We start from the raw sequence: 18855 nt of genomic DNA on the forward strand, positions 1-18855 counted from the left end.
CTTCACCTTTCCATCACTAGTCCTTCAAACTCTTGGACTTTATCTATTTTTAAAGTGACTCTGCCATTTTGAAATGTAAAAGGAATTTCTTTTTCACTAACCATGCTCCAAATGCGTTGAGGCTTAAATTCAGTGCGAATTTCAAATTCTGTATCAAAGACCGGTAAAGGGTCAAAATAAGTATTTCCACTAAATCCTGTCAGATTGACTAAATGTAGGATCATACCGTCTTTTGCCTCATTGCCATAATTCTCAGGGGTGTTCAAGGCATAGTTTTGTAAAATCACCTCAATTCTCGGATGGGCATTGGTCCTGATGAGTTGGTCCACTTCCGGAAAAATATAGTCTAACAAATCCAAGAGTAGATTTTTATGCTGCTCGTAGCCATGTAGAAAATAAAGCCTTCCCAAATTAATGGGCATCAAAACCGCTTTTCCGCTATTGTGATTTTTAATGCCAACAGCATGGAATCCAGTAGGTTCATGACCGCCAATGATTTCAGGAGGTCCGGGGATACCCGGTGTTAAAATAGGTAGTTGCGTTTCTGTTGCCCCATCAAAATCATAAAGCCCTAGGTTGAATTTCCAGAACAAGAGAGATTGTTTGTCAAATCGAGTGAAGAGGTTTTTATTATCAGGTTGAAGGTAAAACCCGGCTCCATCATGGTTCAGTTCCTTTATTTTGGCACCAAATAAGTCATCTAATATTTTAGGATGGTCTGAAAGAGAGCGATTGGTAGCAATGATATGGACTCCGTCATTGACCAATCTTTTCAAAGTAGCCAATGCATTTTGATCTACAGAAGATATTTCAGGCAAAATCACCACCTTGTATTTGCTAAGGGCCTTTTCCTGTTGAGCGATTTGGCTCTTCTCTATGATATCAAATTGGATATGTGATTCTAACAACATGAGCTGGATTCCTCTGTATTCCTGGGCGGCTTCGCCCGAAGGCCAAGAGCCAGGTGCTATGACAGCGACTTTTGCAGGTGATTTGTAGTGGCCAAAATAAGGCTCATATTTTTTGTGGTGGGCGTACACTTTTCTGAAAACTTCAAAATTACGCTCGTCCTCATAGTCTCTGAAATCTCCCATGAGGCTCAGATCAAGCCCTGAACCATGAGCAATATTTTCATATAACCTGATGGCCACTTCTTCCGGTTCTATGGCATTGTACCTTGACTGGAAAGAAATCTGCTGAATACTGGCATTGCTGACAATATGGTCAGGAAAGGAATGTCTGGTATTGTTAACATTGTCCGATGCGTTGTATGGCCAATAGGGTAAGGAATTGGTCTGGGATTCATGGCGGATGATGTCAACATGATCTTCTGAATAGGTACATATGGCGATATTTTTGTTTTTGGACTTTACCAAAAGGTTTAATCTTTTGATGATGTCGTCAGCAGTGAATTTTTTGAATTCTTCATACTTTCTGAAAACAGGGTCATTGCGGTCTTCTACCTTGGGCAATTCCATTCCACCACTGTATTCCTTAAAGCGCTTTTGATCATAGGGATTTTGATCTATGCCGTAATATTTACCTATGTAAGGGTTGCTTGTCTGATAACCGGGCATATTGATGAAAATACCATCTATGGGGTAAAGGTCAATCACTTCCTCTACAATGTTGAAGATTTGTTCCTGTTCGTAGGGAGCATTGATTGAAACCGTATAGAGGTCCTCATTGGTGATATGTTCGCCATCCGGGGAGATGTAAAACCAGTCTGGGTGTTTCTCGAAAATACTTTTGTGGGCACGGCTGAAATCAAATCGGACGATTACACGGATACTGTTTTCATGGCATTTTTTGATCACCTCTCCCAACATGTTTTCCTGCATAAAAGGATTGGTATAGTGATATTCCAGTTTGGTCGGATAAAAAGCCATGATACCACCTGCATTTATAATCAAGGTGTTGGCGGAAAAATGAATCAAATCTGTAACCAATGAATCCGGATCCAAGGTAGCAGCTTCATAAGCAGGAAGATTGGTCTGTATAACCCTTAGGTTATTTGCTTTCCACCACTCCAGGGAATCAGGCCAACTGACCTGTGCATTTGCTTTCAATGGGAAAACAATTAGCAGAAGTATGATTGATAGAAGCAATGGGCATGCAATTGGTTTTTTTGATAGGTTCATTGTAGGTCGGTTTTGAGAGGAAACTTAAAATTGCCTTGTAAATAGCAATGGATCAAATTAATAGAAAAATGTTGTTAACCTTCTAAAATTTGGATAAGGGGATATTTTATTGGGACAAAGTGATGGGGTTTGGTAATAACTGTATGCTTTTTAGCAGTTCAGTGCGTGGAAAGGAGGGTTTCACAATCATGCTTAAGTTTCAATTTCCATTTCAAAGGTTAAGCCTTTGCTCTGTTGGAAATTTTTCATTTTCAAAATGTTGGCTTAGGCGTAGAGCAGATTGGTTCTAAGGATATTTGTATGGACTTATATGATCGAAGAGCTAAAGCCATTTCGGTTTTGTCGGATATTTAATAAATATAAAAGCTACAATTTTCAAGAGATGTTAATATACTATTAATCCAGAATGAACTTTCTGTGACATTCTCATAAGTATCAATTCCCGGTTCTAAAATTTGGTAACTTTGGATTTGAAAGAATTTTAGAAATGTATAAGTCAGAGGGGAATTTATGGGAAGACCTGCGTTCCGGGAATGAAAAGGCTTTTGAGTATTTGTTCGATCAGTACTGGAGCTCCTTATTTCGATATGCCTTTTCTATTTTAGAGGATGAAAATGAAGCTGAAGATTTGGTTCAGGAGCTTTTTCTGGATATCTGGGAAAAAAGAGAAGTGCAACTTCCGATAAGGACTGAATGGAAAGTTTTCCTTTTCTCCTGTCTAAAAAAGAAAATCCTTAAAACCTTCAGAAGTCAGGGAATACGTAAAAAACATCTGGAACAGCTTGTTCATCAGATTGAAAAATCTGACCTGCCATTAAAAGATCTTCTGCATAAGGAATTGCTTGAACTGATTCATGCCCAGACATTGGTACTGCCGGAAAAAGAAAGGCAGGTCTTTTTATTACATGAACTGGAAGGCTATACTGCCAAAGAGATTTCCTTACTTAACAAAGTTTCTGAACAGACTGTACGCAATCAGATCGCATCAGCAAGACACAAAATCCTTCCTCAGATTACCAAAGTATTAACTACTTGTTACTATTCTACTCCAATTGCTAAGTTTCTGTTAATTCGATTTTTTGAATAGTTGAAATGGATTCCTCGGGGTACTTCTACCAAACGACGTACTCTTGGAAAATCACAAAATATCCCGCTTACTGGATAAATACCTCAATGGGACTGCCAACGAATCAGAAAAACAATTACTGGAAAATTGGTTGGATGGCATTGCAGCTTCAGGTTCCGAAAAGCCTGATGTTAATTTAGAAAAAGTGTCCAGGGCAAAGAAAAATGCCATGGCCGCAATCAGACCTCCACGAAAAGTTTTTCAGTCCATTGTATTGAAAGTCGCTGCTATATTGTTGCCATTTTTGATTTTGACAATATTGCTTTGGAAAACTGTTGGCAGCTCATATCAGGAAGTAGTAGAAAGTACTCAGATAGGGGAGTTCAAAGAGTTTTTGTTGCCCGATAGCAGCTTTGTACTTCTAAAACCAAACTCTAGCCTGAGCTATCAAAAGGGTTTTGAAAAGGAGAGAAAAGTAACCTTGTCGGGCAGTGCCTTTTTTGATGTAAAAAGAAATCCGGATAAAGTTTTCAGTGTCACAGCAGATGATTCAAAAATAGAAGTACTTGGCACATCCTTCGAAGTACAGACTTATAGCCAGTTTCCCGAGCAGCGCATTACGGTAGCAAGTGGCAAAGTAACCGTCGCCTACAAAGGGAAATCTGTAGCCACACTTGAGCAATCAGAACAGCTAAAAATCAATAGACAAAACGGGACTGTGGTCCAAAGCAAAACGGAGTACTATCAGGACCTGAAACTTAAAAGGCTTGTTTTTGACAATGCAGACCTTAAAGAAGTCGCCCATCTTCTTACAAGCTATTATGATGTACAGATCAGTTACCCGGATGGTACGGGGCTGGGATTAAGTGCCAATTTGGAAGCAGGCTTAGACCTGGAAGTCATAATTGATGTGTTGAGTAGTATACTCTCCAAATATGACTTGAAAATCAAAAAAACAGGATCGAAAAACTACGAAATTCAATAACCCGACACCTGTTGGAGCAGGTGTCGGGACAGGCTAATTGAATGAAATGGTTTCCATCAATAACCTTTTATTAACTAATCAATCGCTAAAGTAATGAAAAAAAACAAATTGGAGAAAGTACAAATTCATCGTGTCTTTCTCAGCATCTGTGGGAGTTTTGCGCTCTTACTTTTGACCAATTATGCCATTGCCCAGGGATCAGGGACATTGGGATATGCAAAAGCTGAAGAAATCCACTTGTCAGAAGCGCTGGGTATGCTTCAGAAAAATTTCAATCTGAATATAATTTATGATGCCAAAGAGCTAGATGGATTAAAAGTCAGCAGTAAATCAATCCTAGCAAATGATGCGGAAACGTTTTTTTCCGAACTCACCAAATCCAAAGACATCCTTGTGGAAAAAAGAGGAGGGGTGTATTTTATACAGTCTGCATCAAAAAACGCCACTTCAAATACATCAAAGCCAAAAAAAGTTTCAATTGAAGTGAAAGGAAAAGTGATTGATGAGGAGACCTCCGAAGCACTTTTTGGGGTCACCATTCAGGTAAAAGGTAAAAGCAGTGGTCAGGTGACGGATTTTGATGGCAACTTTAGATTTGAAGGCCTTGAAGAAAATGATGTACTGATATTTTCAATGCTTGGTTATGAACCTCTGGAGGTCCCGGTGGGCAACCGCAGTGACTGGACCATCAGAATGAGAAATAAGGAAAATCTTTTGGATGAAGCTGTAGTAATTGGCTACGGTGAAGTCAGCAGGGAAAAATTAACAAGCTCTATAACCAGTGTTGCTCCCAAAGAATTTAATAGGGGAGTCATTGCAAACCCCGAACAGTTGCTGCAGGGTAAAGTGGCAGGATTGGTGATCAGCAGAGACGGAAACCCCAATGGAGGTTCGAGTATTGTATTGCGCGGAGCTTCCACACTTAGAGAAGGAGCCGCACAGCAGCCTTTTTATGTCATAGATGGAGTTCCGGGTGCTTCTATCAACTTGGTATCTCCTGACAACATAGTATCCATAGAAGTTTTGAAGGATGCATCTGCCACTGCAATATATGGAAGTAGGGCTGCCAACGGTGTAATTCTTGTCACTACAAGAAAAGCACAACCTACATACGGCTTTAGTTACCATGCCTATACAGGTGTAGAACAAGCCTCCAATTCACTTCGGATGATGACAGGAGACGAACTGAGGTCTTATCTTGCCAAAAACGGCCAAAGCCTTTTTCCAAATGACAACGACTATTCAATAAATCAAGGGGATACTGCTTTTGTAAATACGGACTGGCAGGATATCGTTACAAGGACGGCCATCAGTCAAAACCACACCCTTAGCTATGGAGGAGGGACAGATAGAGCTACTTTCAATGCCAGCCTCAATTATTTTAACCAGGAAGGAATTATCCGGGAATCCGGAAGAGAAAGGATAATAGCCCAGTTTTCATTAAACCAAAAGGGATTCAATGATCGTTTGAATTTGAATTTTCAGTTGACCAATTCACTTGATCGGCAGAAGCTGGTGAGAGGAGAGGTTTACAGGCAAATGGTCTCCTATCTTCCTACGGTCAATGTAAGAAATGAAGATGGAAGTTTTAAAGAAAATACCATCGACCATACTTCCAATTACTTCAACCCTTTGGGTATTCTTGAACTGAATCAGGATAGCAGGGAAAACAATACAATCCTGGGATTTATATCAGCAAAGTTTGATGTGACTAAGCAGTTAAATATCAATGTACTGGGTTCGTATCAGTTGGAAAAATTCGAGGGAAAACAATACCAGAACAGCGAATCCATATTACCGATTGGCTATGAAGGAACTTCCTATTCTGGCCAGCAGGTAGGTGGCATAGCCAAAAGGTTCAGTGTTCAGAACAATAGAAAGGTTTTTGAATCATTCTTTGAATATACTCCCCTGAACACGATGAACCAGGAACTGAAAATTTTGGGTGGATATTCCTGGCAGGACGACGTCAATAATGATGGCTTTCAGGCCACTAATACAGGCTTTGTTTCCGATGTGACAGGAGCTGAGAATTTGGCTTTGGGTTCCAATACATTGAGGGTGGATTATGGCAATTTTCTACAGGTACCATTGAGGATAATTTCATTCTACTCCAGGGTAAACTATTCTCTTTATGACAAGTATCTCTTACAGGTTTCCCTTAGAAGGGATGGATCCTCTGCATTCAGCCGGGACAACAGGTGGGGCAACTTCCCATCAGCATCTGTGGGCTGGTTGATCCATGAGGAAAACTTCCTTTCCGGTCAGTCATTGCTACAGCAGCTAAAGCTCAGAGCCGGATATGGTGTTACCGGTAACTCTCTTGGGTTTGATCCCCTTTTGACAGTCTTTAGGTTTGGTAGCTCAGGAACCTACTACAATAACGGGGTCTATGAACAGGCATTAGGTTCTGTAGCCAATGTAAATGACGACCTTAGATGGGAAAGAACTTCTATGTTCAATCTGGGCATTGACTTTTCACTTTTCAGCAGTCGTGTAAATGGTAGCCTTGAAGTTTACAATAAGTATACTTCAGACCTTATTTTCAATTATCCGGTTTCTACCACATTATTTGTACATCCCACGATGACTGCAAATGTGGGAGAAATTTCTAATAAGGGCGTAGAGCTTACTTTGCAAGCCAGCCTAATGCAAAAAGGAAAGTTTGCATGGGAGGTTTCAGGAAATATATCGAACAACAGAAACAGGGTAGAAAAGCTTTCAAACTTTGAGTACCAGCTGGATTCAATTCCTACAGCAGGTGGTTCTGGAGCAGGAGTGAGCGGAGTATCCACCCAATTGATCAAAGAAGGCTATCCTATAGGTCTATTCAACCTTTTCCAATGGACCGGAAGAAATGAAAATGGCATTTCAACTTTCCGCACCGCGGATGGTGGGGAAACCTCAGCACCCAGATTTCCTGCTGATGCCATTCTTATGGGACATGCACAACCCAAATTCACCTATGGTATAGGAAATAACTTCTTTTACGGAAACTGGTCTTTGAATGTGTTCATACGAGGTGTTTATGGAAATCAAGTCCTGAATTCTACCAGAGCTGTGCTCTCCAGTATCAGTCAGGCTTATTTAAGAAATATTCCTCTTTCAGCCCAGGATGAGCCCATGACAGATGTAAATAACAATTTTTACTCTGACCGCTATTTGGAGCCGGGATCATTTCTTCGGATAGACAATGCTACACTCGCCTATAATTTTCCCATGGTAAACAGCAAAAATTTCAAAAACCTGAATGTCTACGTCACAGGCAACAACCTGTTTGTCTTTACCAAATATTCAGGAATCGATCCAGAGGTAAACCTTGGAGGGTTGACTCCGGGATTTGACAATAATAACTTTTACCCTATGACCAGAGGGTTCCTGCTGGGATTGACCCTGGATTTCTAAAAACCTTAAAAAGTGCTTCCATTCAAAGGGAAAGCCCAGAAATATCGATGGAAGCTGAACCATTTCAGAATTCTTTGAATAAAAATTAACATGAAAATGAAAAATATACTAAGTGCTTTATTATTACTGGGACTACTGGCCTGCACGGACCTTGATGTGCCTATAGAGTCCAGCTATACTTCAGATGTGTTTCCAAGATCAGACGCAGAGTTTGCCTCCGTAACCGGGCCTGTATATGTACAGCTGAGAAACAATATAGCCCTTGACTATTATTACCTGCAGGAACTGACAACAGATGAAGCAGTCCTTACTGCCAGAGGAGCAGATTATTATGATGGGGGAAGGTACATACAGCTAAATCTACACACTTGGGATGAAACACACCCCCATATCAATTCCACTTGGACTTGGGCGTATAGAGGTATCAGCCTTTGTGGTGAAATACTGGCCGCCCTGGAAAATGCCAGTGAGGGTGAAATAAAGGACGGGACCGTAGCAGAAATCAGGACAATGCGCGCACTCTATTATTTCTTTGTGATGGACCTGTTTGGAAATGTTCCTATCAGCCCTGAATATGGGGAGCTTACACTACCTGGAAATTCAGACCGAAGTGCAGTTTTTGCATACCTGGAAAATGAAGTTTCAGAAGCTTTGCCTTTCCTGTCCAAAGAAATAGGTACAGCTACATACGGGAAACCAACTTATTGGATGGCCCATGCTCTTCTTGCAAAAATGTATATCAATGCTGAAGTATATACAGGAACAGCTAAGTATCAAGAAGCAGTAAACTCCATTAACATCATAATGAGTGCCAGTGAAAACGGGGCTAACCAGCCCTTTGATCTTGAGGAGAATTACATGGAAATGTTTGGCTTTAACAACGGACCACATATTAAAGAGACCATATTCGCAATCCCATTTGATCAAAATTTTGGTGCCAATGGGATGAGGTTAGGGAGATTTCCTTTGCACCCGCTTTCCAGAGTGAATTTTGGATTGCCGACTACAATTAGCGTTGGTAATTGTCAACATACCTGGGCAGATTTTTACTATTTATTCGAAAAGGATCCAGAGGACATCAGAAATGGGATTTGGTTGGTCGGACACCAATATTATAATGATGGTAGCCCCATGATGGATGGGGATTACCATGTGTTTTTGGACCCTGAGATTGCATTTGTGAATGTGGAAACCTTCGATAGAGGGCGATCTCCACAACAGATTGCCCAAGGAGCCCGAAATGTAAAATACACGCCAGACCCAACATGGACTTCCAGCAGAGATTCCAGAAATGATTTCCTACTGTTCAGGTATGCCGACTTTGTCCTGCTAAAAGCAGAGGCTTTGCTAAGGGGAGCAAATGACCCTATGGGCCAAAACCCTTTGGAGCTAGTCAATCAGGTCAGGTCAATCCGGAATGCCAGCACCTTGGCTGCCATTGATCTGGATATTCTCTTAGAAGAAAGAGGTAGGGAAATGGCTGGCGAAACCTGGAGAAGAAATGACCTGATCAGGTTTGGGAAATTTGAAAGTGAATGGGGCAGAGATGCTGAAACCAATTTACCGGTGAAAACCAACAATGAAACATACAGAAGGGTTTTTCCCATTCCTCAAGGTGAACTGGCAACCAACCCTAAATTGATTCAAAACCCCGGATATTAAAGTTATGCTGAAAAGGTTATTAATATTCTGTTTGATATTTTCAGGCTTGGTATTAAGGGTTGAATCACAGACAATTGACCCAACTGTTAGATCCAATAAATTCATAGTTATTGGTGACTGGGGGAGAAATGGAGATGATCAGCAGCTGGAAGTTGCTGATCAACTTCTCCATCAGGTGAAAAAATATAAACCCGATTTTATCATTTCATCAGGTGATAATTTCTACCCTAATGGTGTCAGAAGTATCCTTGACCCCTTGTGGAAATATTCATTTGAAGATATTTATAAAAGCTATCATCTTCAGATAGATTGGTACGCTATTTTAGGAAATCATGATTACCTCGGTGACCCGGATGCCCAGGTGGAATACTCCCGCATTTCCAGAAGATGGAACATGCCTGATAGGTATTACTCCAAAACTATTCCTATAAAAGGAAGTAGAAAAAAGGCTTTGTTCATTTATATAGATACCAATAGCCTCATCCCAGAATTTTATGCCAATTCTATCTACGGTCCCAATGTTGCCAAGTCCGACTCCTTAGCCCAAAAAAAGTGGATGAAGAAACTCATTGAAGAAGAAGATGACGAAATTGCCTGGAAAATCGTAGTAGGTCATCACCCTGTATATACAGGTGGAAGGACCAATGGTTATGACACCAGGTCCATTAGAAAATCATTGGAAAATTTGTTAAGGCATTCAGAAGTAGATCTTTACATCAGCGGCCATGACCACAGCCTTCAATACCTTGAGCATAACGGAATCAAACAGGTGATTTCTGGGTCGGCATCAGAAGTTACCCAAAGTGATACGCTGCCATATACAAAGTTCACCGCATCAGAGCCAGGCTTTATCCTATTTTCCTTGACTGAAGAGAAAATTGAGTTTGATGTCATCAATAAGAGTGGAGTAACACTCTACCATAGCAAAATTGAAAAGTAGTCTTAAATGTATTTATCGATAAAGAGTTTTTCTCTATAATCTGAAATTCCGGATGATTAAACGTTTTCATCCGGAATTTCTTTTAATCGAAAACCAAAAGTTTGGATAGAATGACTGATTAAAATTATTCAAAATCCATCTGCGAATTTCAAAACTTTTTTGACCCTACCTCATTCTTGGAAAGCAATTATATCTATTCAATAGATTTGACTTGTTCATCCTGTTTATTAAAATTTTCTTGATTTTTACTGATGTATAAGTATCCAGACTTAACTTAAAGTTCTACTCCGATTCATAATAGAACCTTTTGCAAAAATCAATTATTGTTCCCGATACAGGCCTATCTTTTTTATGAACTGAACTCATGGAGAATTGACCTTCCAAATAAAAACAATGTCATTTATTTAAAAAAAAAGTTTATTTAAATTAACTTAATTGAAAATTTTTAATATTACCAATTATTTACAATTAAATATTAGTTAAGTTTTTTTCTGATTTCTTGAAATAACCTGCACATAAAATAAAATAAGCATAACCTGAACTGGTATAAACGAAATGTTTATTAAAAATAGATTTGCAGAATGATATCTGATGAGTTCACTATGTCCGGTTAAAGCCAAATTATAAAGAATTTTTTCAGTCCAAAGTTTTGGAGCTGTGGCCATCAATATCATTGCTTGAAAGAATATCTGAAAAACCTAATCCTATGTAAGCCTATGAAACAAACAAAATGAGAAAACCGGGCTGCGCCAACAACCCGGTTAAGAATTAAGCTATAAAACGACTTATAACATTAACATTTAAATTTATGAATTTTATTTTACTTAAAAGCAGGTATACTGCAATCAGTAGCTTGCGGATAGTGCTATTTTTGGTACTTATCTGTCATTCATCTTTCGCCGGGAATCTAAGCCCGACATTGAAAGGTTCTCCGGATACCTATAACCTCTTGTATCAAAAGGAACTCAGGGGAAAAGTCCTCGATGCAAAAAGGAATGAACCCGTAGTAGGTGCTTCTGTATTCGTTCCCGAAACAAATATTGGTACTATTACTGACCTTGAAGGGGAGTTTTTGATCATGGTCCCTGATGAGACCAAGGAACTGATCATCTCATATATAGGCTTCAGAAGTCAGCATGTTGCGATAAGCAATGAAACTTCAATCCTTGTATATCTAGAAGAAGAAGGAGACCTTCTGGAAGAATTTGTTGTAATGGGCTATGATGTCCAACGAAAAAAGGACCTGACAGGTGCTGTTGCAGTGGTTAACATGGATGAAATTAAGAATATTCCGGTGGCCAATGTCGAAAACATGCTTGCGGGCAGGGCTCCAGGAGTTCAAGTGCTCTCTGATAATGGTCCAGGTGGTAATGTTTCAATCAGGATCAGGGGTTTTGGAACCGTCAACAACAATGATCCGCTCTATGTGGTGGACGGTACACCAATCTCAGGTGGGCTCAATTCAATCAACCCCCAGGATATTGAGTCCCTGCAAGTACTCAAAGATGCTTCTGCCGCTTCCATATATGGCTCAAGGGCTGCAAACGGGGTGGTTATTATCACAACAAAAAAAGGTAGGAGCGAAGAAACTTCAGTTAGCCTGGATGCGTATTCCGGGATTCAACAGGCCTTCAATTTGCCAAGAATGCTTTCCGCCCAACAATATGGAGACATGCTTTGGCAGGCATCTTTAAACGATGGAAGAAATCCAACTTCGGATATTTATGGAAATAACCCTCAAAGGGCACAGATTCCCATTTTCCTGAACCAGGCTGAAACAATTCCTTCCGGAGATACCGACTGGGTCAGAGAGATTTTTCAAAATGCCAAAGTGAACTCTTATAATTTGAATGTGTCCAAAGGGGATGAAAATTCCAGACAACTGCTCGGCCTTGGATACTTTAATCAGGAGGGAATTATAAGACATACCGGCTTTGACCGGTTTTCAATAAGATACAATTCAGAATACAGAATAAAGAACCGCATTACCATAGGTCAGAATTTTACCACATCTCTGACTAGAACCAATGATGTTGGAATCAATAGCTCACTTGGAAGTATAGTATATGATGCGTTTCAGTTTCCCTCAATCGTGCCAGTAAGGGATACTGAAGGAAATTTTGCAGGTAACCCTCTTAATGATATTGCCAATCCTCTGGGCTCATTGACCAGACAAAAGGACAATACCAGAAACAGGATAAAGGTTCTGGGCAATATTTATGGAGAAGCCGAAATCCTTAAAAACCTCTCTTTCCGAACAAACCTGGGTCTGGATTATGAAAACTATAACAGAAGGGCATTCGCCCCTTTGTATGATGAAATTTTATCATTAAGAGTAGTAAACAGCCTATCAGATAACAGCTCATTTTATTATCAGCTGGCATGGACCAATACCCTGAATTATAGTATAGAATCAGGAAAAAACAGACTGGATTTCCTTCTGGGACAGGAAGCCATTGAACAATACGCTGAATCAAAATCTGCATACAGGGAAGGGTTTCTCTATGAAGACCCAAATTTCAGGTACCTGAGTTATGGTACAGATAACCAACAGAATACAGGGGTTGCCGACCAATGGAATTTACTTTCATATTTCGGGAAAGTGAACTATTCCTTCGCCGATAAATATTTGCTTTCTGCAACAGTAAGATATGACGGTACCTCAAGACTTTCCAATAACAAATGGGATATTTTCCCCGCGTTTTCAGCTGGATGGAGAGTAAGTGAAGAAAATTTCATTGACCTGGGAAGAAGTGTCAATGAGCTGAAAGTCAGGGTTAACTGGGGGATGACAGGGAATCAGCAACTTCCTGCCTACTCAAGCCTTGCAAGCTTTCAGAACAATATCCATCATTCCAACTATGCCATAGATGGTGCACAGGAAAGTGTTGCGATAGGCCTCGTGGAAACAAGAGTAGCTAATGCCAACCTGACCTGGGAAACGACCACACAGTCCGGAATTGGTGTGGATGTTGAACTGTTTGAAAACAGGTTGTCTGTTTCTATGGATTATTTCAATAAAATTACTGACAATCTTTTAGTATATGCTCCAATACCACCGACATATGGGGGGACAAATGACGGCGTTTGGACAAATGGCGGAAAAATGAGAAATACAGGGCTGGAGATCGGTGCCAAATATTCCGGAAATGCAGGGGCTTTGTATTACAATCTGGGTCTGAACTATTCCTTCTACAGAAATGAACTCATGGAGCTCAGTGATGGAGTAAGTTATCTTGGAATTCCAGGCTCTTCCCTTCATTCAGTTAATTTTGGTCAGGAGGTGTCCCGAACTTTGCCCGGACAGGCCATTGGCTCCTTCTTTGGCCATGATGCCATAGGTATTTTTCAATCAGTGGAAGAGGTTGAGTCTTATGGTCTACAACCGAATGCCCAACCCGGCGATCTTATTTTTAGAGACGTAAATGGAGATGGGGTAATTGATGCCAATGACAGGACTGTAATAGGTTCTCCCCATCCCAAAGCAATTATAGGATTTAATGCCAATTTCAATTACAAGAATTTTGACCTTAACCTCTTCTTCAACGGATCTTTTGGTCAGGATATCTATAACCTTACCAAATACAAAACCCACTTCTTTAACCAGTCTGCTTACAACAAATCTGCAGATCTATTGGGAGCATGGACCCCCGAAAATCCGGGAGCTACAATCCCAAGACTTAGCCTTGATGATCAAAATGAAAATATCAGGCCCTCTTCATTTTTTGTGGAACAAGCATCATTTATCAAGCTGAACAACCTGCAAATTGGGTACAACATTCCTCCTCATAAACTGGGAGGACTTGAACTTAGGGTTTATGGACAGACAAACAACCTCTTTACCCTGACCAATTACAGCGGTATGACCCCTGAAATCGGCCTTCAAAATTACTCCAGCTCCAATAGAAACCTGGACATTGGAGTGGATAGAGGTGTATACCCTCCCTCCAGAACAATAATTCTTGGCCTCAACATCAAACTTTAAATCAAGAGAAATGAAATCTTACAGAATAATATTCTTATGCATTTTGGGAGCAATGCTTACGTTGGCATGTTCCCAGGAGTTTTTGGAAGAAGTACCGTTTGGAGAAGTTTCTCCCGCTGAAATGACCAGGCCTGAAAATGTGGAAAGAGCCATAATTGCTGCTTACAGCGTATTGAACGGTCAGTTTGACAATGCCACAAGTGGTTTTAATTCTCCCGCTTCCAACTGGAGCTTCGGGGATGCCGTTTCCGATGACTGCTACAAAGGAGGGGGAGGTACAGGCGATCAAAACCAGATCCACCAAATGGAAATCTTCAATACAACGCCTGTTATTGCCGATGTCCAAAGAAAATGGCTGGCATTGTATGAAGGAATAAAAAGGACAAACTATGCATTGTACCTTCTGGGAAATTCGGAAGGTTTTAATGCCCAGTTGAAAGATGTAAGGACAGGAGAACTGCTGTTTCTTAGAGGCCATTATTATTTTGAATTGAAAAAAATCTATAAAAATGTTCCGTTTCTTGATGAAGGGGATATCGAAATAGACTCATTCTACAAAGGCAATAAAGATCTTACAGATACGGAGCTTTGGTCAAAAATTGAAACAGATTTTAGAAATGCCAAAAACCTTCTTCCGGATAGCCAACAAGACATAGGTAGACCAAATCGCTACACTGCCTCAGCCTACCTTGCTAAAACATACGTTTTTCAGAAAAAATGGAATGAAACCATTCAGGAAGCAGATGAAGTAATCAATTCGGGAAAGTATAGACTGCTGGATGACTTTCGAGATGTATTTCTTCCGGAAAACGATAACAGTGAGGAAATAATTTTTGCAGTCCAGTTTTCCGTAAATGATGGAGAACCAAGACATTTTAACGGTGCTATTGGGGATAGACTTTCAGCTCCGGGAGGCCCACACTACCCGCAATATGGCTTTCACAGGCCAAGCCAAAACCTTATAAATGCCTATAAAGTTGATCAATCAGGTATTCCTGTTGCCGGAAATAACCTTTCTGAACTGGATTATGTGGACCCAAGATTGGACCATACTGTGGGAAGACCAGGTATTCCTTACCTAGATCTGGGGATCAATTATGAAGCGTCCTGGGCAAGAGACCTGAGTACTTATGGTCCATATGGTCCCAAAAAAAGGATCGTATCGGCTTTGTCCAGTCTTCAGGTAAAGGTATGGCCGTACATAAGCTCGCTTAACTATTATGTGATACGATATCCGGACCTTCTGCTTTGGAAAGCAGAAGCTCTGGTAGAAACTGGCAATTTGGAAGGAGCCAGAGAATTGGTGAACCAAGTCAGGATCAGGGCCAAAAATACTAAGCCTGTTTTGGCTCTTAACAGCCAAATGCCTGCAGCCAAGTATGCCATAGACAGCTACCAAACCCCATGGAACAACCCGGATGTAGCCAGGAATGCAGTAAGGTTGGAAAGAAGGCTTGAACTTGCCATGGAAGGACATAGGTTCTTCGATCTTGTCAGATGGGAGATAGCTGACGAAGTAATGAACACTTACTTTGATTCAGAGAAAAATCTACGCTCTCATCTTACTAATGGAAGGTTTGTCAAAGGAAAACATGAGTACTTTCCTATCCCACAGCTATACATTGATATTGTTGGGAATGAAAACGTTACCCAGAACAACGGGTATTAGGTTTTTAAATTCCCAAGCAAAGTGTCAATGGAATTTGTAAAGCACCTTTCTTTTAGAGAGGTGCTTTTTTTGTGTTTATATTTAAAAATTAATTGTACTAAAAAGTTATATGAACCTTTATTCAAGAAGGCTTAATTTGCAACAAAGCCTTTTTATAGGAATGAATTTACAATTCATATAATGCAAACTTGAGGAGATAGAAAATAGTGAAAATCTAGGGAGTTTTTTTCAATGGATTTTAGATTAAAATTAGAACCAATAAACAACCACGTTTTTTTTTGTGTATTCTGATTTTGTGCTTTAGCTTAGTTTGGATTTTCAAACCAATTTTATTTATGCATCAGGCATTATTCGATACTGTAGAGCAAATGATCCCTATGACAGCAAAAGACAAGGAGCTTTGCCTTCAGTATTTTAGGCCTTTTACTTATTCCAAAGGGGAATTGATAGAAAAAGCGGGTACAGTCCATGACTATCAGAATTTTATAGTGTCCGGCCACATGAGGAATTTTCATGTAAATGAAAAAGGTCTCGAAGTCACCGTTGATATCAATGAAGGCCCCAGATTTTTTAGCAGCTATTTGGCAATGATGGAAAGAAGACCTTCTGATGAAAACCTTCAGTGCATTACAGCCTGTGACATTTTAAGGGTCAAAAGGGATGATATAAATATCATGCTAAAAGAAAGCACAATACTAAAGGATTACACCATTTTGATCCTTCAACATTTTCTTGAAGAAGACAAAAAGAGGTTGACAGAAATGGGCAACCTTACCGCTGAAGAGCGATATAGAGCTTTTGTCCAAAAAAATCCCATGATAAACCGAAACGTCCCCCTCGTCTATATAGCCTCATTCTTAGGTATCCGGCCCGAAAGCCTGAGCCGCATCAGGAGGCAATTGATTTCTTAACATTTGTCAAGTGTAAGCTATAATCATTTTGTCAAATTGGTGAAAATTCAAAAATATGGGTTCACCGATACAGATAAAGAAGCATGGCATTTCAACACTTTTCAATAGGTATTCTGCTGAAGGACTTCTAAAACTTAATACAGAAATTTGGTTTGTTACAGCATTCATAGGCCAGGTTATCTTTGCAGCTTATATCATAAAGCTTTATGGAGGTGCTTCATTTAGGGGAGACTGGGAAGCCTGGAATTCCTTCATGCCACACGGATATCAAGAAGGTAGATTGTGGAGCAATGCCATAGTTTTCTTGCATATTTTTATGGCAGGGGTCATTACTATAGGAGGGCCTTTGCAGCTCATTCCCGCATTACGGAAGCATTTTCCAGCCTTTCATAGGATAAATGGAAGAATATATCTAGGAGTAGCGCTTCTGACCAGTATCACTGGGATATTGATAAACCTACTCAACAAACCCTTGGGGTCTCAGTTAAATGCCAATCTTACAGCATTCAATGGTGTTCTGATCATTGTTTTCTCCTACTTTGTTTACAGCCGGGCCAAAAGCAGCATGGTCTCTTCCCATAGAAGATGGGGGCTCAGGCTTTTTATGGCTGCCAGTGGTGTCTGGTTTTTCAGAATAGGTCTTATGTTCTGGCTATTGGTCAATTCAGGACCTGTAGGATTTGATCCCGAAACATTTGAAGGGCCAGCTTTGACCATATTAAATGCAGCACAGTTTATTCTTCCGTTAGCCTTTTTGGAAATGTATTTCCGGGTGGAAAAAAGTGGTAGGGACCTACCAAAAGTCTTTTATTCCATGCTCTTGATCTTGCTTACCCTTGTAACGGCAACTGGGATATTCGGTGCATCAATGATGCTTTGGTTTCCATATTTTTAATAGTTTAAGTTTATCTAGTCTAGCAAGGAAGAGCATGTTCTAATAGGGTTGCTTTATCAGTCTTCAAATAGTTGGATTGCTGAGTGTTTGTGCTCATTTTTTCATGATCTGTATCTCATGGTTTTCCAGCTCTTTTAATATCATACCCAAATGGAGCCATTGATCCGTCTCTATGTACTTCCTGATTTCTTCCATTAGCTTTAAGAGTGCCTTTCCTTTATTGATCCGCTCAAAGGGAAAGGGATCCGGATTTGATGAAATGATGCTGTCCAGCCTTTTATTGACCTGTATTTCTTTTTCATCCATAAGGGTAAGAATTTCGAAAATATCTATTGTTAATACTATTGACCTTTTTGTGTTGATATTTTAAACATATTTTTTAATTTGGAAAACCAGAGCTGCTCGATGATCCTGGTCCACAACCATCCCTCAGGAAACTTGAAACCATCAGAGCAAGACAGAAGACTGACCAGGAAACTCTCTGAGGCCGGGAAACACCTGGACATCATTGTGCTGGACCATATCATCTTTACTGAAGTGCTTAATCAGCTTTGCAGACAAAGGCATGATGTAGAAGGAAGGGGAGGGAGGGGTGCCTCCTTTTTTGCCTGAATCTTCTAAAAGTGATTTGTTGAGCTTTGCGGTCCTAAAACAAATATCAAACTCTTCGTACCTTCCAATCCAAAGACTTTTATTCCTATTTCGTTTAATTCCCTACACAGTCACTCTTCTCCGCAACCAATATCCAAAACCGATTGGGTGTTTTATTTTTAATCGCTTCAAGAATGGCAGGATTACTCATTTCCTTTGAAGGAATAACCTTATTGTCAATAATTTCAATCCATTGGGATCCATTTTCAAGCCAAGTGCTTAAAATCAGTTTTTTAAATCTTACTCTGGTAAGGCTCATTACAATGATCCAAGTTTTGTTTTCCTTCCAAAAAAACATTCTATACATCATGTAGTAAGATTGAATATATTTTTCAGATCACTTATTATTGACCTATTTAATTGCTTATAAACTTGGAGAAAAACGTTAATAATTTTCTCATAAATAGAAATCAAGATTCATAATAATTGTAATATTTCCTCATACAATTCCTTGAGCATCTTTTCCTGGCTTACCAGTTCCATCAACAAAAACTTAAGCGACATTAGGTTTATGCCAATTTTCTATATTTTGCGGAACTCAGAGC

12 protein-coding genes and 1 pseudogene are annotated in these 18855 nt (G+C 39.9%); 10 read left to right on the forward strand and 3 right to left on the reverse strand.

Features of this window, described 5'->3' with window-relative positions; all coding sequences use genetic code 11:
• Positions 1–2 precede the first annotated feature (2 nt).
• On the reverse strand, positions 3–2141 hold the full coding sequence (locus EGN73_RS21310; RefSeq protein WP_219287022.1) for an alpha-amylase family protein: 2139 nt from the start codon (positions 2139–2141) through the stop codon (positions 3–5).
• A 487-nt stretch (positions 2142–2628) separates the two neighbouring features.
• Between EGN73_RS21310 and EGN73_RS21315 the strand changes: the two genes are divergently transcribed.
• The 9 genes from EGN73_RS21315 to EGN73_RS21355 all read left to right on the forward strand — a co-directional run bounded on the left by EGN73_RS21315 (position 2629) and on the right by EGN73_RS21355 (position 17659).
• Positions 2629–3228 (forward strand): RNA polymerase sigma factor, encoded by a 600-nt coding sequence (locus EGN73_RS21315; protein WP_009036194.1) that lies wholly within the window; start codon positions 2629–2631, stop codon positions 3226–3228.
• Positions 3229–3271: 43 nt separating this feature from the next.
• Entirely contained in the window at positions 3272–4192 is a 921-nt protein-coding gene (locus EGN73_RS21320) for a FecR family protein (protein WP_219287021.1), read from the forward strand.
• A gap of 93 nt (positions 4193–4285) precedes the next feature.
• A complete protein-coding gene (locus EGN73_RS21325) occupies positions 4286–7597 on the forward strand; it encodes a SusC/RagA family TonB-linked outer membrane protein (protein ID WP_219287020.1) in 3312 nt (1103 codons plus the stop codon).
• Positions 7598–7693: 96 nt separating this feature from the next.
• Positions 7694–9259, forward strand: a complete 1566-nt coding sequence (locus tag EGN73_RS21330) for a RagB/SusD family nutrient uptake outer membrane protein (RefSeq protein ID WP_219287019.1) — start codon at positions 7694–7696, stop codon at positions 9257–9259.
• Between the two features lie 4 nt (positions 9260–9263).
• Complete coding sequence (locus EGN73_RS21335) at positions 9264–10199, forward strand: purple acid phosphatase family protein (RefSeq protein WP_219287018.1); 936 nt, start codon at positions 9264–9266, stop codon at positions 10197–10199.
• 808 nt (positions 10200–11007) lie between these two features.
• A complete protein-coding gene (locus tag EGN73_RS21340) occupies positions 11008–14184 on the forward strand; it encodes a SusC/RagA family TonB-linked outer membrane protein (RefSeq protein WP_219287017.1) in 3177 nt (1058 codons plus the stop codon).
• Between the two features lie 10 nt (positions 14185–14194).
• Complete coding sequence (locus EGN73_RS21345; protein ID WP_219287016.1) at positions 14195–15853, forward strand: RagB/SusD family nutrient uptake outer membrane protein; 1659 nt, start codon at positions 14195–14197, stop codon at positions 15851–15853.
• Positions 15854–16188: 335 nt separating this feature from the next.
• The gene (locus tag EGN73_RS21350; protein ID WP_219287015.1) at positions 16189–16764 is read left to right on the forward strand and encodes a Crp/Fnr family transcriptional regulator; all 576 of its coding nucleotides are present in this window, start codon (positions 16189–16191) and stop codon (positions 16762–16764) included.
• Positions 16765–16819: 55 nt separating this feature from the next.
• A complete protein-coding gene (locus EGN73_RS21355; protein WP_219287014.1) occupies positions 16820–17659 on the forward strand; it encodes a DUF2306 domain-containing protein in 840 nt (279 codons plus the stop codon).
• Positions 17660–17752: 93 nt separating this feature from the next.
• Here the strand turns inward: EGN73_RS21355 and EGN73_RS21360 are convergent, their stop codons facing one another.
• On the reverse strand, positions 17753–17965 hold the full coding sequence (locus EGN73_RS21360) for a hypothetical protein (RefSeq protein ID WP_219287013.1): 213 nt from the start codon (positions 17963–17965) through the stop codon (positions 17753–17755).
• 96 nt (positions 17966–18061) lie between these two features.
• Between EGN73_RS21360 and EGN73_RS21365 the strand changes: the two are divergent.
• Positions 18062–18233, forward strand: a pseudogene (locus tag EGN73_RS21365) (JAB domain-containing protein); the annotation flags it as partial.
• A gap of 132 nt (positions 18234–18365) precedes the next feature.
• Here EGN73_RS21365 and EGN73_RS21370 read toward each other — a convergent pair.
• Positions 18366–18569 carry a hypothetical protein gene (locus EGN73_RS21370; protein ID WP_219287012.1) on the reverse strand — a complete coding sequence of 68 codons (204 nt, stop codon included), beginning with the start codon at positions 18567–18569 and terminating at the stop codon, positions 18366–18368.
• Positions 18570–18855: the final 286 nt, after the last annotated feature.

This window comes from Arthrospiribacter ruber (assembly GCF_019343195.1).
GTDB lineage: Bacteria > Bacteroidota > Bacteroidia > Cytophagales > Cyclobacteriaceae > Arthrospiribacter > Arthrospiribacter ruber.

Excerpts from the sequence above, each read along its gene's own strand:
- EGN73_RS21350 (WP_219287015.1), top strand. The coding sequence starts at position 16,189 with ATGCATCAGGCATTATTCGATACTGTAGAGCAAATGATCCCTATGACA.
- EGN73_RS21370 (WP_219287012.1), bottom strand. The coding sequence starts at position 18,569 with ATGAGCCTTACCAGAGTAAGATTTAAAAAACTGATTTTAAGCACTTGG.
- EGN73_RS21360 (WP_219287013.1), bottom strand. The coding sequence starts at position 17,965 with ATGGATGAAAAAGAAATACAGGTCAATAAAAGGCTGGACAGCATCATT.
- EGN73_RS21355 (WP_219287014.1), top strand. The coding sequence starts at position 16,820 with ATGGGTTCACCGATACAGATAAAGAAGCATGGCATTTCAACACTTTTC.
- EGN73_RS21345 (WP_219287016.1), top strand. The coding sequence starts at position 14,195 with ATGAAATCTTACAGAATAATATTCTTATGCATTTTGGGAGCAATGCTT.
- EGN73_RS21335 (WP_219287018.1), top strand. The coding sequence starts at position 9,264 with ATGCTGAAAAGGTTATTAATATTCTGTTTGATATTTTCAGGCTTGGTA.
- EGN73_RS21310 (WP_219287022.1), bottom strand. The coding sequence starts at position 2,141 with ATGAACCTATCAAAAAAACCAATTGCATGCCCATTGCTTCTATCAATC.
- EGN73_RS21330 (WP_219287019.1), top strand. The coding sequence starts at position 7,694 with ATGAAAAATATACTAAGTGCTTTATTATTACTGGGACTACTGGCCTGC.
- EGN73_RS21340 (WP_219287017.1), top strand. The coding sequence starts at position 11,008 with ATGAATTTTATTTTACTTAAAAGCAGGTATACTGCAATCAGTAGCTTG.
- EGN73_RS21325 (WP_219287020.1), top strand. The coding sequence starts at position 4,286 with ATGAAAAAAAACAAATTGGAGAAAGTACAAATTCATCGTGTCTTTCTC.
- EGN73_RS21315 (WP_009036194.1), top strand. The coding sequence starts at position 2,629 with ATGTATAAGTCAGAGGGGAATTTATGGGAAGACCTGCGTTCCGGGAAT.